The sequence below is a fragment of the Amycolatopsis sp. NPDC058340 genome, assembly GCF_042723975.1.
Taxonomy (GTDB): domain Bacteria; phylum Actinomycetota; class Actinomycetes; order Mycobacteriales; family Pseudonocardiaceae; genus Amycolatopsis.
Genome location: NZ_JBHXIB010000002.1, coordinates 328981 through 353299 on the forward strand (window position 1 = coordinate 328981; position 24319 = coordinate 353299).

A 24319-nucleotide genomic window follows, 5' to 3' on the forward strand; every position below is an offset into this window, starting at 1 on the left:
CATGGCGGAAACTTCGGCGAGACTGCTGCGGCTCCTGTCGCTGCTGCAGGCCAGGCGCAACTGGACGGGCCCGGAACTGGCGGAGCGGCTCGACGTCACGACCAGGACGATCCGGAACGACGTCGAGCGGCTTCGCGGGCTGGGTTACCCGGTGGACGCGACGCCCGGCGTCTCCGGTGGCTACAGCCTTGGCGCCGGCGCGGCCATGCCCCCGCTGCTACTCGACGACGAAGAGGCCGTCGCGGTGGCGATGGGCCTGCGCACGGCCGCCGGCGGGACGATCGCGGGGATCGAGGAGACGTCGGTGCGCGCGCTGGCGAAACTGGAGCAGGTGCTGCCGTCGCGGCTGCGGCACCGGGTCGCGGCGTTGAATTCCGCGACCCTCGCGGTGCAGGGCGGCGGCCCCACGGTCGACGCAGAGGTGCTCTCCGCCATCGCCGCTGCCTGCCGTGACCGCGAGACCCTGCGCTTCGATTACATGGGACACAACGGATCCGAGACGCGCAGGCAGGTCGAGCCGCTCCGCGTCGTGCATATGAGCCGCCGGTGGTACCTCGTCGGCTGGGACGTCGACAAGCGGGACTGGCGCACGTTCCGCGCGGACCGGGTGCGGCCGCGTACACCGAACGGCCGCCGTTTCGAGGAGCGCGAACCACCCGAAGGCGGCGTGGTCGCCTACCTCCAGCGCGGTGTCGGCGCGGCGCTTTGGCGGCACCACGCGACGATCCGGCTCCATGCCCCGGCCGCCGAAGCCGCGGCGAAGGTGCCGCCCGCTGTCGTCGTCGAAGCCGTCGACGAGCGGACCTGCCTGCTCAAAGCCGGCGCGGACACGCTGGAGTATCTGGCGCTCTACCTCGGCCTGCTCGACACCGATTTCGAGGTCGTCGACTCCCCGGAATTCGCCGGCCACCTGCGCAAACTGATCGGGCGGTTCAGTCGCGCGGTGGATGCTTGACGTCGAAGACCAGTTCCGGGCGCTCCCAGGTGATCTTCGGCGGGCTGGGCGGTACGACGCCGACGCGGCGGGCGCCCATCCGCTCGTAGAACCCGGCGGCGGGCGGATGGGAGACGACGCGGATCTCGGTCATGCCGAGGTCCGCGGCCTGCCCGAGCATGTGCTCGACCAGCCACGCGCCGATGCCCGTGCCCTGGGTCGAATCGGCGACGAACAGCAGGTCGAGCTCGGCCGGGTACTCGATCAGGCTGTAGAAACCGACCACTTCCCGCTGCGCGTGCGCGACGAACGCGGGATGGGTGGCGAGATAGTCCTCGGTGACCTGGTAGCCGTCGAGGATCGAGGCGTATTCCCCTTGGTAGGCGGCCGATTCGTGCATCAGCGCCGTCAGCCTGCCTGCGTCGGAAGCGCTTGCCCTGGAGATGCGGTAGCTCGTCACGTGCGCAGCTTAGAACGTCACACCGACAGTTCTTGACCTCAAGCTATCTGGAGGTATGAGGCTGGGTTCCGACAGCTGGGGACGAACTGGAGGAACAAGATGAAAGCGGCCGCGTTCACGGAAGCCGGTGGCCCGGAGGTGCTCCGGGTGCTGGAGCTGGAGGAGCCGCACGCCGGGGCGGGAGAGGTCCGGGTGCGGGTGAAGGCGGCGGGGGTGCAGCCGTACGACGCGGCCGTGCGGGCCGGCTGGGAACCCGCGGGGTTCGAGCTGCGTTGGCCGCGTGTCCCGGGGAACGAGTTCGCCGGGGTCGTCGACGAGGTCGGTTCCGGGGTTACCGGCCTCGTCGCGGGGGCCGAGGTGCTCGGGTTCACCGCCGTACAGGCGTACGCCGAGTACATCGTGGTGCCCGCGGAGAACGTCACGCCGAAGCCGGCGGAGATGCCGTGGGAGGTCGCGGGCGGGTTCACGGCGGGGACGCAGACGGCGTACCTGGCGCTGGACGCCCTGCGGGTCGCCCGTGGCGAGACACTGCTGATCCACGGCGCGGCGGGCGCGGTGGGCACGGCCGCCGTCCAGCTCGCCGTGCTGCGCGGGGCGAAGGTGATCGGGACGGCGAGCGCGGCGAACCAGGACTACGTCCGTTCGCTCGGCGCCGAACCGGTGGTCTACGGGGACGGTCTCGCCGACCGCGTGCTGGCCCTGGCCCCGTCCGGAATCGACGCGGCGCTGGACGGCGCGGGCGGCGAAGCCTTCGATCTTTCCCTCGAACTGGTCGGGAATCCGGACCGCGTGCTCACCCTGGTCGAGCACGGCCGCGCTCCCGAAGCCGGGGCGCGGGTGGTCACCGGCACCCGGTCGGCCGAACGGCTGGGGATGCTGGCGTCGTTGTACGTCAAGGGGGAGCTGCGATTCCTCGTGCGTCGGACGTATCCGTTCAGCGAGGCCGCGGCGGCGCACCGGGAGATCGAGACCGGGCACGGGCGAGGGAAGATCGTGCTGACCTTCCCGTGACGGGCGACCTCGTGAGTGGTAAGGACGGTTCTAACCGTCCTTACCACTCACGAGCCCCAAGATCTCCGCAACTTCCTCACCACCCCGCGCACCGCCAGCGGCGTCACGATCGCGGCGAAGAGCACCAGCGCCGCCCAGCCGACGAAGCCGCCGAAGCCGCCCTCGTCGTAGGCGGCCGGGGCGGCTTCCCGCCAGTTCTTCGAGCCGCCGCCCGCCGACTCCTCGTCGGGGTTCGCCGTCGCGGTCGCGGTCTTGTCGCCGACGGCCGGGCCCGTGCTGGGCCCGGCGGAGGCCTTGGGGCCCGAGGTGCCCGCCGCGGGTTTGCCGTTCGGGGCGATGATCCCGGCGGTCACCAGCGGGTCGGGCGGGCTGGTGGCACCCGCGCCGAGGCTGCCGTGGAACGTCGGGTTGGCGCAGTTGCCCGCGTTCAGCTGTTTCGGCGGCTGTCCGGTGAGCCGCGCGTTGGAGTTCATGATCTCTTGCGACAGGTTCGGCGGCAGCGGCGAGTAGCCGATACGGGCCATGTTGATCTGGCCGTCGCAGGCGACGTGTTCGAGGAACGCGGTCATGGTGTCGGTCTTGCCCTGGTCGCCATAGCCGCCGCGGCAGGTGTCCCGGCCGCTGGTACACGGCATCATGATGTACGAGTACGCCGAAATCGGATATGTCTTCGGATCCGTGTTCGAGTAGACCTTGTCGAGTTTCTGGCTCAGGTCCGGGCGGAGTTCCGCGAACTTCAGCGCGGAGGCGATGTTCTCCGCGTAGGGCTGCGTGTACTGGCCCGCGCCGTTCTGCACCCAGGCCGTCGGCACGTTGTGGCGCTGCGCGTAGGCGAATTCGTCGTAGGCGACGGAGAACGGGATGGTCGCTTTGCCGATGGCCTGCGCGATCTGGTCCGAGTCCGCGAGCAGCCGGTACCAGTCGGCGTCCGGTCCTCGTTCGGGGAGCTGGATCGGGCGCACCCCGGCGGGCAGGCTGCCCATCCCGTTGCCGACGTTGCGGGCGACGAAACGCTGGTAGGCGTCCGGTGCCGCATGCGCGATGAAGTCGTAGAACAGTGCCGTCGTCCCGGATTGCCCGGTCCGCCCGACCAGGGTGATGGGCTGGTCCGGCAGCGACTTCCCGCCGTTGGTCGCGGTGATCGCCGGATCGCTCCAGCGGGTGATGTCCCGGCTGAAGATGCGGCCGATCACCTCGCGGGTGAGGTGCAGGTAGTCGACCCGCTTCCCGGCCTGGTCGGTGACGTTGTACATGACGGCGACCGCGCCGGCGACGTCCGGGACGTACTGGTAGCCGCGGGTCTGCGCGGTCACCCCGCCACCGCCCGCGGCGAGGAGCGAGGAGACCTCGGCTTCGGTCCCGCCGAAGTCGACCGTCCGGTCGCCGTACTGGTTGACCCCGGCGGGTGAGTTGGTCGCCGAGTAGTTGACCGGGATACCCCGCGACGTCGCGCCGTTCTGCCAGTCGGTCATCGCGACGCCGACATAACTGGATCCCGAACCGGTGACCCTGCTGAGCGCCGCCGCGCCGGGAGCGCCCGCCACGGAGATCGAGAGCAGCAGCGCCGAGATCCCGCCCAAAGCGCCCATTCTGCGCAAGGTCGTCATCCGAACCGCCCGTTCACGTAGTCGTAGGTGCGTTCGTCCGACGGCGCGTTGAAGATCGTGTCCGTCGGACCGTGCTCGATCACCCGGCCGGGTTCGTTCTCGGCCGCGAGGAAGAACGCGCAGTGATCGGAAACCCGTTGGGCCTGCTGCATGTTGTGCGTGACGATCACGACGGTCACCTCGTGTCCGATCTCGGCGATCGTCTGCTCGATCCGCCGGGTGGACGTCGGGTCGAGGGCGGAGCAGGGCTCGTCCATCAGGAGCACGTTCGGCTGGACCGCGAGCGAACGGGCGATGCAGAGCCGTTGCTGCTGCCCACCGGAGAGGGCGCCGCCGGGCGAGCTCAGCCGGTCGCGGACCTCACGCCACAGCCCGGCGCGTTCGAGACTCTGTTCCACGAGCGCGTTCTTGTCGTCGCATTTGACGCCGGCGAGTTTCAGCCCGGCGAGCACGTTGTCCCGGATGGACATCGCCGGGAACGGGTTCGGCTTCTGGAACACCATGCCGATGCGCAGCCGGACCTGCTGCGGCCGGGTTCCGTCGGCGTAGATGTCCTGGCCGTCCAACAGGACTTCGCCGGTCAGCGACGCCGACGGGACGAGCTCGTGCATCCGGTTGAGGATGCGCAGGAAGGTCGACTTGCCACAGCCGGACGGACCGATCAGCGCGGTCACCTCTCTGGCGGGCATCCGCAGCGACACACCTTCGAGGACCAGCCGGTCGCCGAACCAGGCACCGATCTCGCGCGACTCGAGTTCCGCCGCGCCGGGCGGCGGGCCGCCGGTCAAGGTGACCTGCGGCCTGTCGTCCACAGTGGACAATTCGGTGGTGTCGGTCACCGGTTCTCCTTCGTTCTTTTCGCCTTGCGCTTCGACCGGTCGCGCCCGACGATCCTGGCGATCGCGAACAGGCCGAAGATGAGCAGGATCAGCACGAGCGCGCCGACGTAACCGCGCTGCTGGACGTTTTCCAGCGGCTGCTTGATGAAGCGGAAGATGAACAGCGGGATGCTCTCCTGCGGCGCGGAGAACGGGTTGGCGTTCATCGCGAGAGAGCCGAACGAGGTGAACAGCAGCGGTGCCGTTTCGCCCGCCACCCTGGCGATGCCGAGGATCACGGCGGTGGTGACGCCGGTGCGCGCGGTGGGCAGCACCACCGACCACACCGTCCTCGCCCGGCTCGCGCCGAGTGCCAGCGAGGCCTCGCGCAGACCGTCCGGTACCAGCCGGAGCACCACGTCCACGGTCCGCGTCACCGTCGGCAGCATGACCATCGTCAGGGCCAACGTGGCCATCAAACCGTTGTAGCTGAACAGCCCCACCCCGGCTTGGATACCGGGGATGATCAGCGCCGCGTAGATGAACAGGCCCGCCACGATGGACGGGAGACCGCTCATCGCGTCGACCATGATCCGCACCGGGCGGCGGAACCGCGACCGGGTCTCGTTCAGGAAGATCGCGGTGAGCACGCCCAGCGGAACGACGAACACCAGGGTCAGCGCGGTCTGCTGGAGGGTGCCGACGACGGCGTGCAGACCGCCGGTCGCGGTGACCGGATCGGTCGGCGCGACGGCGGACATGTCGTGGGTGAAGAAGCCGAGGCGCAGATACGGCGCGCCCTCGATCACGATGTAGGTCAACAGGAACAGCAGCGGGACGAGCAGGGTGAGCGCCCCGGAGACCACGACCGTCGAGACGAGCCGGTCCGACGCGGCGAGCCTGCCCAAGCGGTCGCGGGTGACCAGATAGAGCATCGCCAGGTACAGCAGATAGGCGACGATCAGATCCGCCAGCCAGCCGGGGGAATCCAGCAGCAGATGCATGACGAACCAGGTGAGCAGCGTGGCCGACACCGCGCAGCCGAGCGCCGCCAGCCGATCCTGCCGGGTGGTCTCCGACGGGCGGCGTTTGACGAGTTTGCGCGGGCCTGACGAGACCGGGGGAGTGACTGTCGTGGTCATCAGGCGTCCACTCCCGCACCGGACCGGCTCTTGGAGATGATCACCGAAGCGGTGAAGTTCGTGGCCAGGGTGAAGACGAACAGCACCAGCCCCGCCGCCATCAGCCCGGACAGCGAAAGCCCGGAGGCGCCGGAGTTGTTGGCGATGAAACCGGAGATCGTCGCACCACCGAACTGGAGGATGTGCTTCGTGATCTCCGGAACCTGGGGCAGCAGCAGGGAAACGGCGATCGTCTCGCCGAGCGCGCGGCCGAGCCCGAGCATCGAACCGCCGATGATGCCGCCCCGGCCGAAGGGCAGCATGACCGTTTTGACCATCCCCCAACGGGTACTGCCCAGTGCGAGTGCCGCTTCCTTTTCCCCGGGCGGAGTCTGCGCGAAGACCTCGCGGATCACCGAGGTCGTGATCGGGAGGACCATCAGGGACACCACCAGCCCGGCGATGAACATGGACTGGATGTACAGCGTGTTCTCCTTGGACGCGAACAAGGGGAACCAGCCGAGGTTCTCGGTCAGCCACGTCGAAACCGGGACGATCTGCGGGCCGAGGAAGCTGAAACCCCACAAGCCGTACAACAGGCTGGGGATGGCGGCGAGCAGGTCGACGAGGCCGGTGAGGAAGCCGCGCACCCGGCCGCTGGAGTACTCGGTGATGAACAGCGCCGCCAGGATGCTCAGCGGCACGGCGACCAGGACCGCGATGAGCGCGACCACGATCGTCCCGTAGAGCAGGCCAAGGACACCGAGTACACCGGCGGCCGGATCGAACCGGATGGTGGTGAAGAACCCGAAACCGCTGTTGTCGAAGGCGGGCCCGGACCGGTAGACCAGGAAGAATCCGATGACCAGAAGGATTCCCAGCATGGCCAGCCCGGCGCCGGTGGTGACCCGGCGGAACGCCCGGTCGGCCCGGGAAAGGACTTCGGTGAGCACCCGCCGCACCGGGGTTCCCGGTGGGGACGGGTCGGGCCGGGGTGGCGCGACGGTCACGAGCGGCCTTCCTTCGTATGGGCGGGTAAACGAGTTCAGGGCACACCACGTCGCCCCTCGATGCGGCCAGTATGTGGTGCCCGAAACCGCGAAAGGTGTCCAAGCGGAGAACGCCCGACGGGGCGCGTGTGAATCTGTGCCGGGGCGGTCGAGGGGCGGTTGACCCCGGACGGCGGCTCGGGGACGTTGGTTCCGGGCGCGGCTCGTGATCGAGTCCCGCTCTCCGCCGTATGCCCGCGCACCTTGGGGAGTCGTCCGTGTTCTTCGTCCGCGCAAGACAAGTCGGGATCCTGCTGATCTGCGGGGTGCTGATGGTCACGGGAGTGTCCGTCCCCGCGGCGCGGGCGCAAGCGCCGGCGAATCCGCCGTACACCCTCAAAACCGAGCCAGCCGATCTGTCGGCGGCCCGGAACGGCGAACCGGTGCGGATCACGGTGTCGGGATTGGCGAGCGGTGCCCAGGCGTCCCTGAAGGTCTGCCCCAAAGTGCTGCCGGACAATTTGATCAAGGTCGCCGGGAAACCGCCGTGGAACCGGGAGACTTCCGTCAGCGCGCGGGTCAATGCCTACTGCGGAGGGTTGAAGGACGAGTTCATCGCGAACGCGGCGCATATGGACAGTGCCACCGGCCGCCGCAGCAGCAGAACCGGCGACATCGTCATCGACACCCAGATCCCGCTCGGTTCCTCCACCCCGAAACCGATCATCTGGGACCCGCTGTACACCACCTTCAACAAGAACGCCGAAGGTCAGGCGGACAAGCCGCCCACGGTTTCCTGGGCGGCCAATCCCGACGTCGTCGATCCGGCGACCGGTGCGAAGACCCGCAACAAGTACTCCTTCCGCTGCGACGAGAACAATCCCTGTTCGGTCGCGGTCACGATCACCGCGAAGAACGCGGCCGGCGCGTTCGTGACCTGGATCGACAGCTCGATCGCCTTCACCCCGACGCAGCAGGAGCTCGGCGTCAAAGGGTGCAAGGGCGCCGGTCAGCACACACTCAGCGCCAGCATGCCGGAGCGGCTGGGCCGTACCGCGGTCGCTTGGAACCAGGCGCTCTGCGCGCCCACCCAGGCCGAGCAGCCGTCGAACATCGTGAGCGAGACGGAAGACGCCGGGCTGACCGCGTTCGACAAGGGCGACTCGGATCTGGTGATCACCGGCAGCGGGAACGCGCTCGCCACGCAGACCGTCCGGGAGCGGCAGTACATCCCGGTCGGGATCAACGCGGCGGTCTTGGCCGCGGTCGGCTGGTCGCCGACCGACACCGACGACAACGGGAGTTCGCTCAACGCGAAGTTCACCGGCACCCTGCGGTTCACCCACGACGAAGTGGCGGACATGGTCACCAAGGGGGGACAGCAACCCGATCTGGACGGCCGGGGCGGCATTTTCCGGAACGGCACCCCGCTGGTCGGCCGCAATCCGGCGCTCGCCTCCGTCACGAGAGAGAACGAGGCGAACGCGGCCAGCGCCAGGGCCGGCGCCGAGAGCCTGGACTTCTTCGGGGTGACCGGGGAATCCGGACCGGGCACGGTGCCGCTCGCGTTGAGCAAGGTGCTCTCCGGGGCAGCGCCGTCGGCCTGGGTGTTCCCGAACAAGGGGACCGAATACTTCGGTGAGCTGGACGGGAAATCGCCGGGGGTGATCTCCGATCTCAACGCGCTCGATCCGGGTGCCCGTTCGCTGCACAACGTCGACGCGAAAACCGGTCAGCTCGCTGTGCGCAAGACCGTGCAGAACGGTGTCGTGGGAACGGGATTCGTCTGCACCGGCGGCTGCATGAGCTGGGTCGTCACCGATCTCGCGACGGCGAGGGCCTACGGCTGGGCGCCGGTCGCGCTCCCGGACGGAAAGGGGAACTTCGTCGCGCCGACCAAGGAAAGCCTGCAGCTGGCGGCCGATTCGATGCAGGTCGGCCCGGACGGGACCGTGCAGCCGGGCACCGTGACCAAGGACGGCGCGTATCCGCTGACCTTCGTGGAGTATCTGGCGGCGCCGGTCAATCCGCTGATCGACGCGACCTGCAAGCCGATGACCGAGAAGCAGGCGCAGCTGAAGGCGGTCGCCGAACTGGCGAGCGGCTACGGCCAGTCGCTGCTCCCGCCGGGGATGGCCCCGTTGAGCCCCGGTCTGGCGGCCACCGTTCCCGCGCGGGTGGCCAAGATCGGCACCGGGACGGTCCAGGAATCCTGTAAGGAAAGGGAAGAAGCGAAGAATCCGCCACCGGCGGGCGGGACCGGTGCCACGACGGCCGCCGATTCCTCGTCGACCGGCCCCAGCGGGGGAACGGGTTCGTCTGCCGGGACGTCGCCGTCGGCCGGCACCGGGCCCGTCCCCGCGGCCGCCCCGACGCCGGAAAGCGTGCTGGCGGCCAAGAACCTCGCCGAGTCGATCGACATCCCGAAGTTCCCGGGGGCCGGGGTGCTTGGCGCGCTCGTTCCCTTGGTGGCCTTGGCGATCCTGGCGACGCTTCCGTCCGCGACGGCGTACGTCGCCGCCGGGCGCCCGGTGCCGAGGTGGCTGGTGGCGGCGCTGGCCGGGATCGGGTCCGCGTTCGCGGCGCTCTTCGGTCTCCTGCGGCGTAAAACGGCCGGAGGCGCGGCGTGAGCACCACCGTCGAAGAGAAGCAGCAGGAACCGGAAACCCGCTTCCTGAGTTTCGGCCCGGGATGGATCGGCACCGTTCTCGCCGCCTGGCTGGTCACCACCTTGGTGGCGCTGGCACTCGTCGTCTACGCGCTGGGGCCGATGCTGCAGGCGAGCGACCAGAGGAAGGCGCTGGGCGAGATCCGCGGCGAGATCGGCCTGGCGCTGGGAGCCAGCCAAAGCCTTTTCGGCTCCGCTCCGCCCACCGAACCGGTCGAATTCGGCGAACCGGTCGCCGTGCTGGAGATTCCCGCGTTGAAGCTGCAACAGGTCGTCGTCGAAGGCGCGTCGAGCGGGGAGACCGCGTCCGGGCCGGGCCACGTGCCGGGGACCGCCGGTCCGGGGCAGCCCGGCAACGCCGCGATCGTGGCGCGCAACGCCGGTTACGGCGGTCCGTTCGGTTCGCTCGGGGCACTGGAACCCGGTGACGAAATCGTCGTCGCGACCACTCAGGGCAAGTCCGTCTACCGCGTGACCGAGAAGGCCACCCGCCCGCTCGACGAAGGGTCCGACTACGGCAAGACCCAGAACGATCGGCTGACGTTGGTGACTTCGGCTTCCTGGTGGCCGCTGGCGTCGGCGGAAGCGACCGTGGTGACCGCGGTGCTGGAGGGCAGGCCGTTCCGGCCCGCTCCGCAGAACGGCAAGGCGGACGCGCAGGACGGCCGGACCGGTGACGGCGACGCGTGGGCCGGACTGGTGCTGGCGTTCGGCGGATTCGTGGTGGCGGCGGCCGGGGCGACATTCCTTTATCGCCGTTGGCGTCCGGTTTCGACCTATGTCATCACCGGGCCGGTGCTGCTCACCCTCGCCGCACTCGCGGCGCTGTCGTTGTGGCGGCTGTTCCCCGCCTGGGCGTGAACCGGATTTCGGTCTTTTCGGACCGAAATCGCTCCCACGCTGTGGATCATCCCCCGATCCAGACTTTGGTCGGTGGACTCGTCACCGATCGCTCTTTAGATTCTCCCCATTACACCCGGTCAGGGGTAATTCATTCGGGCGGCCGAAGGAATTCCTGTCACGGGCTGTGCCGTGTGTGGGAACAGGGAGATTTCGATGAGCAGATTCAGCCGGGTGGTCACATACTCGGTTCCGGTCGCGGTCGGCGCTTTGCTGCTGTCGACCGCCGTTGCCGGCGCCCAGCCGTCGGCGGAGGCGCGTACGCAGGCCGGGATCACCGCGCTGCAGAGCATCAAGAAGAGCCTCACCCCGGCCGAGCGCAAGCAGTCGAGCCAGCTCGTCGTCGAGAAGCGCCTGCGCGCCGACAAGGGCCTGGCAGGCAAGCTGCCCGAATACCGGACCGGGCTGGGCGTCAGCGACGCCGGCACGGTCGCGGTGGACATCAAGGGGGCCGGACAGTCCCTGGTGGACGCCGTCAAGGCGGCGGGCGGCACCGTCCGTTACGCCTCTCCCGCCGGTGCGATCCGTGCCGACCTCCCGCTGAACGCCGTCGACGCGATCGCCGGCCGCGGGGACGTCGCCGAGGTCAAGGCCGCTTCCCAGGCCATGACCTGGAACGAATCCGCCCCGCAGGACCGGCGGCAGGCCGCGGCCAAGCAGACCGCCGCCGCGCTGCAGGTCGCCGAGGGCGACAAGGCGCACGGCAACGACACCGCCCGCACCAAGTACGGCGTCACCGGCGCGGGCCAGAAGGTCTGCGTGCTGTCCGACGGCATCAAGTCGCTGAAGGCGTCCCAGACCGCGGGCGAGCTCCCCGCCGTCGACGTCCTCCCCGGTCAGGCGGGCAGCGGTGACGAGGGCACCGCGATGCTGGAAATCATCCACGACATGGCGCCCGGCGCCGCGCTCGGTTTCGCCACCGCTTTCACCAGTGAGCAGAGCTTCGCCGACAACATCCGTGCCCTGCGGAACACCGGCAAGTGCACGATCATCGTCGACGACGTGTCCTACTTCGACGAGTCGCCGTTCCAGGACGGCCCGGTCGCGCAGGCCGTCAACGACGTGACCGCGGCCGGCGCGCTCTACTTCTCCTCCGCGGGGAACTCGGGCAACCTGACCGACGGCACCAGCGGCTACTACGAAGGCGACTTCCGCGGCTCCAGCAGCAAGATCTCCGGGATCACCGGGACGCCGCACGACTTCGACCCGAGCACCACGACCCAGCTGTACAACGCGCTTTCGCCGAACTCGGTCGGCCGCTATGTCACCCTGTTCTGGTCCGACCCGTGGGGCAAGGCCACCAGCGACTACGACCTGTTCGTCCTGAACTCCTCCGGCGCGGTCGTCGCCTCCAGCGAGGGCGCGCAGAACGGCACCCAGAACCCGTACGAGATCGCCCAGGTCCCGGCCAGCGGTTCGGGCTTCAAGGTCGCCGTGGTCAAGTACAGCGGCTCCGACCGGTTCATCGCGCTCAACGTGATCCGCGGCCGTTTCGTCGCCTCGGGTGACCTGAAAGCCTTCAGCACCAACGGTGTCACCTCCGGCCACTCGGCGGCCGTCAACGCCTTCAGCGTCGCGGCCGCTCCCGCCGCGGGTGCCTTCGGCCGTGCGCTCGAAGCCGGTGACCCGGCCAACCCGGCCGGCCCGTACCCGGGTCTGTTCACCTCCGCCAGCAAGTGGGAACGGTTCACTTCGGACGGTCGCCGTCACCAGTTCTACAACCCGGACGGTTCGGTGATCACCCCCGGCAACGTGTCCTCGACCGGTGGCGCGACCCGCAACAAGCCGGACATCACCGCGGCCGACGGCGTCGCGACCTCGGTGAGCGGTTTCCAGCCGTTCTTCGGGACTTCGGCCGCCGCGCCGAGCGCCGCCGCCATCGCCGCGCTGCTGAAGCAGGGCAAGCCGGCCGCGACCCCGGCGGAGATCCGGAACGCGCTCGTGTCGACCGCGATCGACCTCGGCGCCCCGGGCTTCGACCCGGTCACCGGGGCGGGCGTCATCATGACCGGCCCGGCGCTCGCCGCACTGGGCGTCGCCCCCAAGTAGCCGCAGCGGTCCCATCGCGCGTGAAGGCCCCCTTCCCTCGGCTCAGCCGGGGGAAGGGGGCCTTCACGCGCTAGGAGGGGGTCAGGACTTGACGCAGGACAGGCCGTTCGGGCCGGAGACGGTCAGGAAGCCGTACCGCTTGATGGTGTCGGCGAGCTGGCCACCGCACAGCGGGCTGGCGGTCGCGGCGGTGTCACCGGCGGCGAAACCGACCGCGCGCTGGGCCTGGTCGTAGCTCGGCGTACGGGTGTCGAGGACGTGGTAGACGCTGCGCGAGCCCAGGAACGCCGTGGTGAAGGCCGGGGTGTAGTCGCCGGCCGAACCGGCGACCGGGGAGCCGTCGAAGCCGGCGCCGGTCAGCGGGTTCACGGTGAAGCCAGCGCGCTTGTCCGCGGTCACCGCGTTGCCCTGGGCGATCCACTGCGCGATGGAGAACGGGGCGATCGCGTTGGCACGGTCGGCGGCCGGGATCGAGTTGCCGTCGTGCTCCTGGAACCGCTTGATGGTGACCGGCTTGGTGGTGGGGTCGAAGCCGAGGACGGTGGTGGTGAAGAAGCTCAGCGTGCCGGAGCCGGTCTGGGGCAGGTAGACGACGATGGCGGCGTTGGCGCCACCGACCTGGTTCCAGTTGGTGATGGAGCCGTCGTAGATGCCGCGCAGCTGCGCCAGCGAGAGGGACAGGCCCGCGCCCGAGCCGGTCGCCGAGGAGGACCAGGTGACACCGTCGGTGGCGAAGGCGTAGTACTCGAACGACGCCGGGTCGGACGAGCCGCGGGGCGAGGACGACCGCGCGATGTCGATCTTGCCGTCGGCCGCGTCACCGGAGGCCTTGAGCGCGGCCTTGCCCTGGGACGAGCCGTTCGGCGGGAGGTTGGTCGTGGTGTTGTAGACGACCTCGTCGGCGTACAGGTCACCGGGGACGGTGAACGTCGCGCCCGCGGCGAGCAGCGGCGGGATGTTGACGTGGTTGTCGGGGTCGGTGTTCCAGGCCGCGCCGTTGGCGTTGGCCAGGATCGCGCCGGTGATGTCGACGGTGGTGTCCGAGCCCGCCGCGGCCAGGACGTCTTCGAGGCCGTTGGCCGGGGCGACCGCCGAGGCGGTGCCGGTCAGGGTGAGGCAGGCACACGCGGCGATCGCGGTGGCGCCGAGAAACCGAGTGGTACGAGCACGCATCTTGTTTGCACTCTTTCTCTAGTCCCCAAGTAGTCGCGGGATTCCGTGACTTGGCCCAATCCTCGCTCCGCAACACTGTCCGGCGGCGGTGCTTCGCGTTCCCGCCCGACGTCATGGTGGTTAATCTCCGGGGAACGCACTTTCCGTGATCGGCCGTCACGGAGAACGATTCGGTGAATATCCGCCGGAATCGCGACGGTATTTCCGGCGCCAATCCGCTATCGTCTCGATTCCTTCGCCGATGGACGCTTCGGTGGTGGCCGAGCGGAACCGGTCGAGGCCGCGCTGTGCCTCGATACGCCGTCCGTAGGCATGGCTGGCGATCGCGACGAGCCGGTCGCCGGTGTGCAGGCGCCAGCGCCAGCGGCCGCCGCTGAGATGACTGAAATCGCTGGTCAGTTCGGAAACATGCGTGCTGAGCCAGGCGATCGCGACAAGGCATTCCTCGGCTCGTGGATAGTCGTCGGGCGCCGAACCCAGCGACACGTTGTTGCCGCCGAGCAAACGCCATCGAAGGGTCTGCTCGCCGGTCTGGACGAGCTGAAATCGTGGATTCTTCTTCACCGTTCACCGTCCGTGCGACGAAGTGAACGACGTGAATTCCCCCTGGTCACATCCGGTGAATCGCCGCGATGAGGTGAAGGGGTTACCGGTTTTGCTTAAGGCGCGACGGCCGACGGGTGAACGTTTTCCCCCGGCGGCGGCGCGCTAGCCTGAACGGACGCGGGTAATCGGAAAACAATCACCGAGCCGGTCCGGTCCGGCACGGTCTGCGAGGAGGATCGATGGGCAACGGCAGGATCGCGGTCGTCACCGGAGCGGGTTCCGGGCTCGGCAGGGAGATCTCCCGCGCGTTGCTCGGCGCCGGTTACCGGGTCGCCCTCGCCGGCCGCCGCGCGGACGCGCTGGCCGAGACCGCCGACGGCGCCGCGGAGGCGCTTCCCGTGCCCACCGACGTCGCCGATCCCGATTCCGTCGCCGGGCTGTTCGAGACGGTCCGCGACCAGTGGGGGCGGCTGGATCTCCTGGTGAACAACGCGGGTGTCTCGGTGGGCGGGACCGTCGACGAACTGTCCTTCGCGGACTGGAAACGCACCGTCGACACCAACCTGACCGGGATGTTCCTGTGCGCCCAACAGGCCGTGCGGCTGATGAAGGCGCAGGACCCGCGCGGCGGCCGGATCATCAACAACGGTTCCATCTCCGCGCATGCCCCGCGCCCCGCGTCCGTCGCCTACACCGCGACGAAACACGCGGTCACCGGCCTGACGAAGTCGATCTCGCTCGACGGCCGCGCCTGGGATGTCGCATGTGGACAGATCGACATCGGCAACGCCGCCACCGAGATGACGCGGAAGATGGCCGACGGGATCCCGCAGGCCGACGGCAGTGTGAAGGCCGAGCCGACCTTCGACGCCCGGCACGTCGCGGACGCCGTGCTGTACATGGCCGGGCTGCCGCTGGACGCGAACGTCCAGTTCCTGACCGTCACGGCGACCGCGATGCCGTACATCGGACGCGGTTAGCGACCGGCCTCGTGAGTGGCAAGGACGGTTAGAACCGTCCTTGCCACTCACGAGGGCCTCACGGGATCACCTTCGCCTTCCGGAACTCGTCGAACAGCCGGAAGAACATCTCCGGCGTCTCGGCGTACTCGTGGAAACCGGCCCGCCGCGCCTTCGAGCCGTCCGCGAACATGTCGTAATCCCAGCCGAACACGAAATCCGCGAACGCCCACGACGACGAAACGGCGCTGTACGGCACTTCGAGGCCGTACTTCGCGGCGATCGAGGCCCAGAGCTCTTCCTTGTCCGCCATGACGACGTCCAGCGACATCGGCAGCGGCGGCGCCACCTCCAGGTCGAAGTAGCGCGCGATCCGCGGCCAGAGGTCGTTCCACCGGAACAGATCCCCGTTCGCGATGTTGTACGCCTCGTTCTCCGAGCCGGTCGCCCAGACGGTGGCCTTCGCCAGCAGTCCGGCGTCGGTCATCTCCAGGAGACTGTCGTACGCGCCGGGTTTGCCGGGGAACCGCAGCGGCAGGCCCAGTTCCTTCGAGATCGACGCGTAGACCGCGATGGCCAGCGCCAGGTTCATCGGGTTGCCCAGTGCGGTCCCGCCGACCACCGACGGCCGGATCGCCGACCACGTCCAGGACTTCCCGGCCTGTCGCCGCTCCAAGAACTGCTGCTGGTCGACGTTGAACTCCGGCGGCATGTGCCCCGCGTCGTCCTCGCGCGCCGGGGTCTTGAACGGGCCCAGGTGGGCGCCGTAGACCTTGTAACCCTGCATGAGGCTGACGTGGCGGAGCCCGGGGGCGGCGGGTTCGATCGCGTCGACGAGGTTGGTCAGCATCGCCAGGTTCGGCGCGACCAGTTCGGCCCAGGTCGGCTTGTCGACATAGGCCGCGTAGAACACGTGCGTGACGTCGTCCAGTCCGCCGAGCTTCGCGCGGGTGTCGTCCGCGTCGAGCAGGTCGACCGCGATCTGGCCGGGGCCGCCGCGCCGCGACAGGCCGATGACGCGCCAGCCGGGAAGGGACTCCAGGTGCGCGATCAGGTTCTTGCCGATGACCCCGTTGGCCCCGGCGACCAGGGCGACGTTGCGTTCTTCGTTCATGTCATCGAGCCTGGACCAGGCCGGGTGATAAGTCCAAGGCATAGATCTCACCACTCCGATAAACTCTCTTCATGACCAGTTTGCGGCAGCTCGAATACCTGGTGACCGTCGTCGACACCGGCTCCTTCACCAGGGCCGCCGAGTTGCTGCACGTGACGCAGCCCGCGCTGTCGCATCAGGTGCGCGCGCTGGAGAAGGGCGTCGGCGGCCCGCTGCTCGAAAGGCTGCCTCGCAGCGTCCGGCTCACCCCGATGGGGCGCGCCATGCTGCCGCACGCCCGCGCCACCCTCGCCGACGCCGAACGCGCGCGGTGCGCGGCCCGGCAGGCGTCCGGGCTGGAAGCGGGGGAACTGCAGATCGCCACGGTCTACTCGGTCGGCCTCGGGGTCCTTCCCGCGGCGTTGCGGGTGTGGCGCCGGGAACGGCCCGACGTCGACGTCCGGCTGGTGGAGTTCCGGCACGCGGACGAACTCCGGGAGGCGATGGCGGCGGGGGAGGCCGACGTCGCGGTCGGCCCGGTCCCGCCGGGCTGGGACGGCCCGGTTCGCGAACTCGGGGTCGAGGAGTTCGTCGTCGTCCTGCCGATCGACGGCCCGCGCGAGGACGACGGCACCGGCGTCGTCGACCTGGCGACCCTCGCCGACTGCGCGTGGGTGCACTACGCGCCGGGCAACGGCCTCGCCGACCTCGTCGACCAGGCGTGCGCGGCGGCGGGATTCCAGCCGAGGGCCGCGGTCCGCACCGAACAGAGCGCCGCCGCCCCGATGCTCGCGGCGGCGGGCCTCGGTCCCGCGCTGGTCCCGGCCAACGTGCTGCCCGAAGGCTTCCACGGCCGCGTCCTGCGGCCAGAACCGGCGATCCGCCGGACGCTCGCCGCCTACTGCCGCGGCACGCCCGACCCGCTGACCTCGGCGTTCATCGAGGTCGTCGCGGGGAAGTGCACGCTCGGGTCACCGCACGGAAATCCCTGAGAGGTCCACGCCCCCGAACGTCGTCGCCTTGACCTCGCCCACGCGGTCCGCCCAGACGGCGTGCCCGTGCCCGGACCACAGCGGTGCGACCGGCAGATCGCGCAGCAACTGGTTCTCCACCAGGCGGTAGACCTCGCCGCTTTCGGCGGAGTCGGTCTCCTCGGCCGATTTCAGCAGGTCGGCGAACCCGTCGCTCTGATAGCCGGTCGCCTTGACGATCTCGGCCAGCACCTCTTGCGGGCTCGGCGTCGTCAGCGCCACGTCGATGGCGAACGGTCCTTGTCCGGGCTCCGGGGCGAGCGGGACGCCGACGGCCGTGCCGACCTGTTCCGCGAGTGGCCGCAGCCAGGCCGCCTGTGACTGTCCGAAGTGGACCGGTGCGGCCGGGAACTCCGCTTGGGTCAGCAGGGATTTCCCGGCTCCGGCGTCGAACGTGCAGGGGCGGCAGGTACTGCTGCGCTCACCGGGGGCGACGGCGGGCGGCAGCAGCGACTTCGCCGGATCCACCTGCTTGCCGAGCGCGCCGGCCTCCAGTGCCGCGCGGTCGATGCCGAGCGCGAAGCCGTGCCGGACGGTCGCGTCGGAGAAATGCGGTGCGGTCAAGGGAAAACCGAGGTAGGCGGCGGTGGGCAGGGCCCACATCACGTGCCGCTGCGCGAAATCCGCGTGCATGGCCTCGTGGCGATCGCCGGGGACGAACGTGGACAGGTCGAGCTTCCCGGCCTTGACCTCGTCGTACTGTGCCGCCGCGTCGCCGGTCTTCAGTTCGATCACCCGCGCCTTGCCCGGCGCGTCCGCCACGCGGATCAGTTTGCCGCCCGACGGCTGCCACGTGCCGTCCAGCCGGAACGGTCCGTTGCCGACCGGCCGCTGCGCGAAGCCCGCCCAGTCACGCGAAGCCAGCACGGCGGCGGGCATCGGGACCAGCGCGGGCGAAGAGAGCAGCGCCGGGACCTGCCCGGACGGCCGGTCGAGCACGATTCGGATCGTCAGCGGGTCCGGCGCGGTGATCTCCTTGGCCCGCAAGAGCTCCTTGAGCACCCGGGACGCTTGCCACCGCTCCGCGCCGATCGTCTTCCAGGTGTCCACGTAGGACTGTGCGGTGACCGGGGTGCCGTCGTGGAACTTCCCGCCGTCCTTGAGTTTCACCGTCCACGTGACCCGATCGGGGCTCGAGAACGATTCGGCCGCCCGCGGTGCGGTCTTCCCCGTCGCCGGGTCGTAGTCGGCCAGCGGCGTCCACAGCGCGCCGGCGACCATCCGTCCGGACTGGTCGGCCACGTCCGCGGGCAGCAGGGTCGCCGGGGCGGCCAGGCCCACGCGAAGAACGTCCGGTGCGGGCGGTTCGCCGGATTCGGTGCAGCCCGCCGCGACCAGGGCGGCGGCGAGGAGCGGGGCCAGAAGACGCAAGCGCATGGTCATGTCATAGCAGTCCCGCAACGACTATCGGCGGTTGTGCGGGCAAAGTGGCGATCATAAGGTGCAGGGACCATCCTGGGAGGTTTCTGTGCGAGGAAACTGGTTGCTCCGTTCGTGTTTGGCGCTCACCACGGTCACCGCGACCTTGATCGCCACCGGCCTGCCCGCCGCCGCGTGCGGCGAAGAGGACAAACCGGCCGGCGAGAAGGTCCGGGTCGCCGGTGCCCCGGGCGCGGTGAAGAACGTCAAGGCCGTCGGCAACGTGCCCGACGCGCAAGGCGCCATCGCCATGGGATTCCTGCAGTACGGCAAGCGTGACGTCATGGCGGTTTCCGGCGAGTTCGGCCTGAAGGTCTACGACCTGACGAAGAACCCCACCGCCCCGAAGCTGATCGGCGAGGTCAGCCTCCCCGGCCTGTGGGAGACCGAAGACACCGAGGTCGACGTCAAGCGCAAGCTCGTCTTCCTCGCGCGGGACCCGCGGGCCTACGGCGGCACCACGCAGACCGGCGAGTCCGGTATCTACATCATCGACCTGAAGAATCCGGACAAACCGGCCATCCTGAGCTACACCAAGGTGCCCGCCGGTCACACGACCAGCTGCGTCGACGACTGCCGGTACCTCTGGACCGGCGGCCCCGCGAAGGCCGCGAACCAGCCCGCGGAGTGGGGCGGCCGCCCGATCTGGGTGACCGACATCCGCGACCCGCGCAACCCCAAGACGTTCCCGAACCCGATCGAACTCGCACGCAACGACGGCAAGACCGACTACGTGCACGACGTCCAGGTCGACGCCGAGGGGGTGGCGTGGGTGTCCGGTCGAGGCGGCGTCCGCGGCTACTGGACCAACGGCTACCACCGCGATCCCGTGCAGGGGAAGGTCCGTCGCGCGACCGCGTTCGACCCCGTGCCGTACGCGGGCGGCGGGATCGAGGAGACGGCGGCGCCGTCGAAGTTCATGCACAACAGCTTCCACCCGGCGGGACACCGCTCGGCCGACGGCGCCGACTCGAACCGCTGGCACGGCCGCGACCTGATCTACGCCACCGAAGAGAGCTTCCTCGACGGCTGCGCCGGTGACGGCGTGCTGACGATCTCGTCGCTACAGAACTCCTACAACGGCGAAGGCTGGCGCTCGACGCCGGAGAAGCCGTTCCGCCTCAAGTCCGTCGGCACCTGGAGCGTCGCCGGCCAGGAAGGCAGCGACCCGACGACGGGTGACTGCTCCGCGCACTATTTCGACATCCGCGGCAAGGTCCTGGTGCAGTCGTTCTACACGCAGGGCACGCGGTTCCTCGACGTCAGCGACCCGACCGACCCGAAGCAGATCGCCTACTTCCGCCCGGCGGACGCCAGCGCGTGGGCGCCGTACTGGCACAAGGGTTACGTCTACGTCGCCGACAACACTCGCGGAATCGACATCCTGAAGCTCACCGCCTGAGGCAGGATCTCCCCCATGCGCACCATGGGGAAGATGCTGGGGACCACGGCCGCGATCGTCCTGATCGCGGCCTGTGCCCCGGCCCCGCCGAAGGAAGTGGCCGTCCACACCGATCCGGCGCCGGTCGCCGAGGATTTCCCTGAGATCGGCGAGATCGTCCAGGCGTCCTGGGTCGAGGAGCGGCTGGGTGCTTCCGAAGGCCGGATCGAGGCACCGGGCCCGTCCGATCTCCGGCTGTCCGCGGTGGTGAAGCTGCGTCGCGAGGCCGTCGCGAAGGTGCTGGACGGCTACAAATGCCAAGCGGGCTCCCCAGCGGTGCCCGAGCCCTTGAAGGGGCTCTTCCCGACCGGCGTGAAGTGGCTTTCCTGCGAGCTGCCCACGACGACCAAGGCGCGGACCGCGTTCGTCGCCGACGGGTCCGAGCAGGCCTTTCTCACCTCGACGACCATGTGAGCGGAGGCCGGTTCGGGCCGAAAGCGTCCTTCACCGCATCCGACGCGGCGAAGGACGCCTTCGGCCCAACTCAGGCACCGCTCAAGAGGCCAGCAACTCCTGCAGTTCCGCCACGGCCGCGGTCAGTTCCGTCGCGAACAGCTCCATCTCGTGCGCCACGTGCTTCGGCGTGCACAGGTACAGGTTCAACGACTCCGGCAGCAGCACGTACGCGACGCCGATGCACTGCGGGCTGGTCGACCCGAAACCGAAGTACCGGATGTTCACCGACGGCGCCGAGCTGGTGCTCAGGTAGTCGTTGCGCATCTTCAGCCAGCCGGGTGACGAGTACAGCGACAGAGAGCCCTCGACGCCACGCCGCTTCTGGATCAGCTGCAGCTCCCACAAATGCTGCTCCGGTGCGTCACCCGCCTGGCACTCCTTCGCCCGCGTGACGTGCTTCGCGGCCGCCGCGCGGAAAGCCGCCTGGCGCGTCTGGCGGTCGGCCTGCGGATCGTTCATCACCTGGACGAACCACAGCACCTCGGGCGTCACCACGCGCATCGCTTCGGTGCGCCCGTTCTGGTACTGCCGCGTCGCGATCGACTCGTACGTCGCGCCCGTGATCCCCTTCGCCCGCTTGTGCGCGAGCTGGTACGCCATCTGCGCGAAGGCGTCCGGGGACATCCCCAGCTCCTTCGCCCGGTTCGCGCCGAAGTCGGTGAAGGACACCGTCTTCGTGGCGGTCGCGTCGGCGTACTCGGCGAAGGACGCGGCAGCGGCTCGGGCGTCCTCGCGCAGCGCGTCGCCCAGGACGAACTCGATGACCTCGGACGCGGGGACACCGTCGGCAGGCGGCCGCTCCAGCCGCGTCCCGCTGAGCAGCGCGTCAGTGAAGCCGAGGATCGTGGTCCCGTCCAGTTCGCAGTGCTCGACGTTGATCCCCGCCGTGCCGTCCTCGAACACGATCAGCGACACGGCCTTGTCGAACCAGCGGTTCCCGCTGTCGCCGTGCAGCAGGTGGTCGCACGCCTCCTGCGTGCCCGACGGCGTGAAGTCCTCCAGGCACAGGCAGAACAACGCCGTCTCGATGTCGTCGAGCGCGGCCGCGTTCCCCGCCGCCAGCAACGCTTCCCGCGTCGCCGCCCACTCGGCCCTGGCCTTGGTGGTGAAATGCCCGGCGGCGGTCTGCGGGTCTTCGACGAAGTTCCCCGATTTGACGATCGCCTGGAGCCCCGCGACCAGCTGTTCGGGGGAATACGGACGGCCGTCGGGCGCGATGACGTCCATCCGGAACGGGGTGTCGCGGTGGAAGACCACGATATGCCGCGCCCTCGACGGCCCCGGCCAGTCCTCGCGGTACGGCGTGCGCGCGGTGTCCTGCACGGCGCCGGGGATCCGCGTCGCCGAGAACAGGAACTTGTGCTGCACCATCGACTGCGGCTGCCCGCGCAGCAGGATCGGCGGCACCAGTTCCTCGTCGAGCTTCAGCTTGTAGTCCACCGCCGAAGCCGCCAGCTCGGCCGCGCGCTCCAGCTGTCCCAGCGGGGATTCGGTGAACAGGAAGAAGAAGTTCGCGTTGAGGGCGATCCGATCGCGACGGCCGAGGTAGCGGTACGGCCAGAAGGTGTCGAGCCAGCTTCGGACGTCTTCGCGCTTGTCGTAGGCCTCGAGCGCGCTCTGCAGTTCGTGCGCCGGGCTTCCTGCGGCGAGGAACTCGGCGACAGCGCCTTCGGTCTCCGCGAGTTCGCCAGCGGTGAGCAGCGGCGAGCACCACTCGAGGAACCGGCGGCAGGTGTCCTCCAGGCTGGGGACGGGGACCCGCGGCAGGATGTCCTCGTTGCCGAACGTGCGGGTGGACGGTTCCGGACTGCTCACGATCATCCTTGATCTCGAAGGGGAAGGGTGTTCAGCGCGGAGGCGAGCCCGCCCGCCGCGCCGTTCGGGCGGGAGACGAACAGCCGCGCGTACAGCCGGCCGCCGTCTTCCAGCCCACGCGGGTCGACGCCCGCGACGGACAGATTGTCCAGGATCTGCGTCTGTTCCTCAGCCGAAGCGAATTTCCGCTGCCGGAAGACGCCTTCGACCCCGGTCGTGTCGTAGTCCAGTTCGCCGAGGCTGTCGGCGACCGGACCGTAGGAGAACATCCGGAGGACGAAATGCGCCATCCAGGGCCGGTTTTCCCGTGCGATCCGCACGAGGGTCTTCTCGGTGACGTAGCCGACGCAGCCGGTCGAGATGACGATGTCGACCTCGGACAGCAACGCGCGCTGTTCGTCCGTCGGGTCTTCGTTCTCGAGATCGGCGTGGATCGCATCGTCGATGAAGCCCGCTGCCAGTGCGTAGTCCAGGGCGGGCGCGGAGGCGTCGAGGCCGATGAAGCGGACTCCGTCGCCGACCGCGTCCATCCGGCGATCACGCGCGATCAGTTCGTCCCGGCTCAGCGAACCGGCGGACGCGTAGTGGTCGTACAGGCGTTCCATCGTGGTGTCGAATCTGTGCAGCGCCGCGTTGACACCGTAGGAACAGCCGAGGTCGAGCACCGTCGGGACCTTGACGTCGGCTTCCGCGCGGTACTCGTCGATCAGTTTCGCGAAGTAGCCCTTCGCCTGCTGCGGGATGTCGTAGTCCAGTCTGCGCAAGGTGCCGAAGAACGCGCGAGGATCGGGCTCGGTGTAGATGTGATCGAAATTGATCTTGCCGGTCGAATCCAATGGCACGGCCAAGCTCCTGACTTAGTCGAGCAGCTCATCGCCCCGGACCGCCGCCGAAGCGACGTGTTCCGGCAGGACCCGGCCGAACAGCTGTCTCGTCCGCTCCGGACTGCCGATGACCCCAGGGCGCTCGCTGTACGCGAAGATCGCGGAATGGCGGGCGACTGCCCCTTGAACACTACTCACCCGGTGCAGCGCGAAGCGTCCGCGAAACAGCTGAAGATCGCCAGGACGGAGAGTGAGCCGCCTGATCAGGTGATCACCTTCGCCCGCCAGGACGGCACGGACGTCGTCGAAGTTCTCCGCCGTTTCGGAGCGGATGTTCGGGCAGTATTCGAAGACACCGCCTTCGGCCGCTTCCTGCGTGAGCATGCTGACCGTGTACTCGTTGGTGTCGAAATGCCACGGATGCGAGCGCCCCGGTTCGATCACGTTGAGCACCAGACCGGACAGCGGATCGGCGAGTTCGTGCAGCTCGGGGAGTTCGAAGCAGTCGGCGACGAACCGCTGGAACTCGGGGCTCGAATACAGCTGCTGGATCACCGCGGTCGCCGGGATCCGGTCTCGCGCCACGAAAGCGTTGCCGCGTTCCATGATCGTGCGGCCGGGATGATCCTCCGGCAGCGGGGTGTCGATGGCGATGTTGTAGGCGTTGACGCGTTCGACCTTCGAGTACGCCTCCGGAGCGATCTTCGCGCCTTCGTGGCGAAGGGCGTCACGCAACTCCGGACGGATGAAGTCGGCCAGCACACTGCAGCCCGTTTCCCGCAGTTCGGCGCGGGTACGGGAAACGATTTCGCGCCACGCCGGGCTTCCCGGTTCGGACAACGGATAGCGGGCGGTATCGGCCACTTGGACTGCGCTCGCGGTCATCGACGTCCTCTCGGCTGCCCCGGAAGTGATTCTCGGGTTTAGCACAGAAAACGCCCGCCACCCCCGCGCCTTGTGAGCGGTGCCACACGGAACGTGACGGCCCCCTTACCCGCGTTCGTA

At 69.1% G+C, this 24319-nt stretch carries 21 protein-coding genes; 9 read left to right on the forward strand and 12 right to left on the reverse strand.

All coding sequences use genetic code 11. The features are described from left to right. Position 1 precedes the first annotated feature (1 nt). Positions 2-955 carry a helix-turn-helix transcriptional regulator gene (locus ACFWIW_RS04920; protein ID WP_378367172.1) on the forward strand — a complete coding sequence of 318 codons (954 nt, stop codon included), beginning with the start codon at positions 2-4 and terminating at the stop codon, positions 953-955. Here the strand turns inward: ACFWIW_RS04920 and ACFWIW_RS04925 are convergent. Beyond that, the gene (locus ACFWIW_RS04925) at positions 933-1394 is read right to left on the reverse strand and encodes a GNAT family N-acetyltransferase (RefSeq protein ID WP_378367173.1); all 462 of its coding nucleotides are present in this window, start codon (positions 1392-1394) and stop codon (positions 933-935) included. The two genes, ACFWIW_RS04920 and ACFWIW_RS04925, sit on opposite strands and share 23 nt — an antisense overlap. Positions 1395-1493: 99 nt before the next feature. Here ACFWIW_RS04925 and ACFWIW_RS04930 point away from each other — a divergent pair, with 99 nt between their 5' ends. Further along, a complete protein-coding gene (locus ACFWIW_RS04930) occupies positions 1494-2405 on the forward strand; it encodes an NADP-dependent oxidoreductase (RefSeq protein WP_378367174.1) in 912 nt (303 codons plus the stop codon). A gap of 47 nt (positions 2406-2452) precedes the next feature. Here the strand turns inward: ACFWIW_RS04930 and ACFWIW_RS04935 are convergent, their stop codons facing one another. From ACFWIW_RS04935 to pstC, 4 genes are read right to left on the reverse strand one after another with little or no spacing between them, the layout of a single operon-like run. Continuing rightward, the gene (locus ACFWIW_RS04935; RefSeq protein WP_378367175.1) at positions 2453-3994 is read right to left on the reverse strand and encodes a substrate-binding domain-containing protein; all 1542 of its coding nucleotides are present in this window, start codon (positions 3992-3994) and stop codon (positions 2453-2455) included. A gap of 14 nt (positions 3995-4008) precedes the next feature. Beyond that, positions 4009-4824, reverse strand: coding sequence for a phosphate ABC transporter ATP-binding protein (locus tag ACFWIW_RS04940; protein WP_378367201.1), 816 nt, complete (start codon positions 4822-4824; stop codon positions 4009-4011). Positions 4825-4847: 23 nt separating this feature from the next. After that, positions 4848-5972, reverse strand: coding sequence for a phosphate ABC transporter permease PstA (pstA, locus tag ACFWIW_RS04945; RefSeq protein ID WP_378367176.1), 1125 nt, complete (start codon positions 5970-5972; stop codon positions 4848-4850). After that, on the reverse strand, positions 5972-6961 hold the full coding sequence (gene pstC, locus ACFWIW_RS04950; RefSeq protein ID WP_378367177.1) for a phosphate ABC transporter permease subunit PstC: 990 nt from the start codon (positions 6959-6961) through the stop codon (positions 5972-5974). The genes pstA and pstC overlap by 1 nt, the downstream gene beginning before the upstream one ends. A 257-nt stretch (positions 6962-7218) precedes the next feature. Here pstC and ACFWIW_RS04955 point away from each other — a divergent pair, with 257 nt between their 5' ends. The 3 genes from ACFWIW_RS04955 (at position 7219) to ACFWIW_RS04965 (ending at position 12557) form a co-directional block, all read left to right on the forward strand. Beyond that, positions 7219-9570: a hypothetical protein gene (locus ACFWIW_RS04955; RefSeq protein ID WP_378367178.1), complete on the forward strand. Its 2352-nt coding sequence runs from the start codon at positions 7219-7221 to the stop codon at positions 9568-9570. Next, on the forward strand, positions 9567-10469 hold the full coding sequence (locus ACFWIW_RS04960; protein ID WP_378367179.1) for a sortase: 903 nt from the start codon (positions 9567-9569) through the stop codon (positions 10467-10469). Before ACFWIW_RS04955 ends, ACFWIW_RS04960 begins: the two co-directional genes overlap by 4 nt. Positions 10470-10664: 195 nt before the next feature. Then, positions 10665-12557: a S8 family serine peptidase gene (locus ACFWIW_RS04965; RefSeq protein WP_378367180.1), complete on the forward strand. Its 1893-nt coding sequence runs from the start codon at positions 10665-10667 to the stop codon at positions 12555-12557. 81 nt (positions 12558-12638) lie between these two features. Here the strand turns inward: ACFWIW_RS04965 and ACFWIW_RS04970 are convergent, their stop codons facing one another. Together ACFWIW_RS04970 and ACFWIW_RS04975 are read right to left on the reverse strand one after the other, a co-directional pair. After that, on the reverse strand, positions 12639-13730 hold the full coding sequence (locus ACFWIW_RS04970) for a substrate-binding domain-containing protein (protein ID WP_378367181.1): 1092 nt from the start codon (positions 13728-13730) through the stop codon (positions 12639-12641). Between the two features lie 156 nt (positions 13731-13886). Continuing rightward, positions 13887-14294 carry a DUF1508 domain-containing protein gene (locus ACFWIW_RS04975; protein WP_378367182.1) on the reverse strand — a complete coding sequence of 136 codons (408 nt, stop codon included), beginning with the start codon at positions 14292-14294 and terminating at the stop codon, positions 13887-13889. Between the two features lie 221 nt (positions 14295-14515). Here ACFWIW_RS04975 and ACFWIW_RS04980 point away from each other — a divergent pair, with 221 nt between their 5' ends. After that, complete coding sequence (locus ACFWIW_RS04980; protein WP_378367183.1) at positions 14516-15256, forward strand: SDR family oxidoreductase; 741 nt, start codon at positions 14516-14518, stop codon at positions 15254-15256. Between the two features lie 58 nt (positions 15257-15314). On the opposite strand, the gene ACFWIW_RS04985 is transcribed toward ACFWIW_RS04980, so the two are convergent. Then, entirely contained in the window at positions 15315-16349 is a 1035-nt protein-coding gene (locus ACFWIW_RS04985) for an SDR family oxidoreductase (RefSeq protein WP_378367184.1), read from the reverse strand. A gap of 71 nt (positions 16350-16420) precedes the next feature. Here ACFWIW_RS04985 and ACFWIW_RS04990 point away from each other — a divergent pair, with 71 nt between their 5' ends. After that, positions 16421-17320 (forward strand): LysR family transcriptional regulator, encoded by a 900-nt coding sequence (locus tag ACFWIW_RS04990; protein ID WP_378367185.1) that lies wholly within the window; start codon positions 16421-16423, stop codon positions 17318-17320. On the opposite strand, the gene ACFWIW_RS04995 is transcribed toward ACFWIW_RS04990, so the two are convergent. Beyond that, a complete protein-coding gene (locus ACFWIW_RS04995; protein WP_378367186.1) occupies positions 17300-18742 on the reverse strand; it encodes an ABC transporter substrate-binding protein in 1443 nt (480 codons plus the stop codon). The two genes, ACFWIW_RS04990 and ACFWIW_RS04995, sit on opposite strands and share 21 nt — an antisense overlap. Before the next feature lie 100 nt (positions 18743-18842). On the opposite strand from ACFWIW_RS04995, the gene ACFWIW_RS05000 reads away from it, so the two are divergent. After that, entirely contained in the window at positions 18843-20180 is a 1338-nt protein-coding gene (locus ACFWIW_RS05000; RefSeq protein WP_378367202.1) for an LVIVD repeat-containing protein, read from the forward strand. Positions 20181-20195: 15 nt separating this feature from the next. Continuing rightward, positions 20196-20633, forward strand: coding sequence for a hypothetical protein (locus ACFWIW_RS05005; RefSeq protein ID WP_378367187.1), 438 nt, complete (start codon positions 20196-20198; stop codon positions 20631-20633). An 81-nt stretch (positions 20634-20714) separates the two neighbouring features. Here the strand turns inward: ACFWIW_RS05005 and ACFWIW_RS05010 are convergent, their stop codons facing one another. The 3 genes from ACFWIW_RS05010 to ACFWIW_RS05020 are packed head-to-tail and all read right to left on the reverse strand — an operon-like array spanning position 20715 to position 24199. Then, positions 20715-22496, reverse strand: coding sequence for a choline/carnitine O-acyltransferase (locus ACFWIW_RS05010; protein ID WP_378367188.1), 1782 nt, complete (start codon positions 22494-22496; stop codon positions 20715-20717). Further along, entirely contained in the window at positions 22493-23326 is an 834-nt protein-coding gene (locus ACFWIW_RS05015) for a class I SAM-dependent methyltransferase (protein ID WP_378367203.1), read from the reverse strand. Before ACFWIW_RS05015 ends, ACFWIW_RS05010 begins: the two co-directional genes overlap by 4 nt. Before the next feature lie 21 nt (positions 23327-23347). Further along, a complete protein-coding gene (locus tag ACFWIW_RS05020) occupies positions 23348-24199 on the reverse strand; it encodes an arpA protein (protein ID WP_378367189.1) in 852 nt (283 codons plus the stop codon). Positions 24200-24319: the final 120 nt, after the last annotated feature.

Excerpts from the sequence above, each read along its gene's own strand:
- ACFWIW_RS04990 (WP_378367185.1), top strand. The coding sequence starts at position 16,421 with ATGACCAGTTTGCGGCAGCTCGAATACCTGGTGACCGTCGTCGACACC.
- ACFWIW_RS04965 (WP_378367180.1), top strand. The coding sequence starts at position 10,665 with ATGAGCAGATTCAGCCGGGTGGTCACATACTCGGTTCCGGTCGCGGTC.
- ACFWIW_RS04935 (WP_378367175.1), bottom strand. The coding sequence starts at position 3,994 with ATGGGCGCTTTGGGCGGGATCTCGGCGCTGCTGCTCTCGATCTCCGTG.
- ACFWIW_RS04985 (WP_378367184.1), bottom strand. The coding sequence starts at position 16,349 with ATGAACGAAGAACGCAACGTCGCCCTGGTCGCCGGGGCCAACGGGGTC.
- ACFWIW_RS04930 (WP_378367174.1), top strand. The coding sequence starts at position 1,494 with ATGAAAGCGGCCGCGTTCACGGAAGCCGGTGGCCCGGAGGTGCTCCGG.
- ACFWIW_RS04920 (WP_378367172.1), top strand. The coding sequence starts at position 2 with ATGGCGGAAACTTCGGCGAGACTGCTGCGGCTCCTGTCGCTGCTGCAG.
- ACFWIW_RS05005 (WP_378367187.1), top strand. The coding sequence starts at position 20,196 with ATGCGCACCATGGGGAAGATGCTGGGGACCACGGCCGCGATCGTCCTG.
- ACFWIW_RS05020 (WP_378367189.1), bottom strand. The coding sequence starts at position 24,199 with ATGACCGCGAGCGCAGTCCAAGTGGCCGATACCGCCCGCTATCCGTTG.
- ACFWIW_RS04970 (WP_378367181.1), bottom strand. The coding sequence starts at position 13,730 with ATGCGTGCTCGTACCACTCGGTTTCTCGGCGCCACCGCGATCGCCGCG.
- pstA (WP_378367176.1), bottom strand. The coding sequence starts at position 5,972 with ATGACCACGACAGTCACTCCCCCGGTCTCGTCAGGCCCGCGCAAACTC.
- ACFWIW_RS04995 (WP_378367186.1), bottom strand. The coding sequence starts at position 18,742 with ATGACCATGCGCTTGCGTCTTCTGGCCCCGCTCCTCGCCGCCGCCCTG.
- ACFWIW_RS05010 (WP_378367188.1), bottom strand. The coding sequence starts at position 22,496 with ATGATCGTGAGCAGTCCGGAACCGTCCACCCGCACGTTCGGCAACGAG.
- ACFWIW_RS04980 (WP_378367183.1), top strand. The coding sequence starts at position 14,516 with ATGGGCAACGGCAGGATCGCGGTCGTCACCGGAGCGGGTTCCGGGCTC.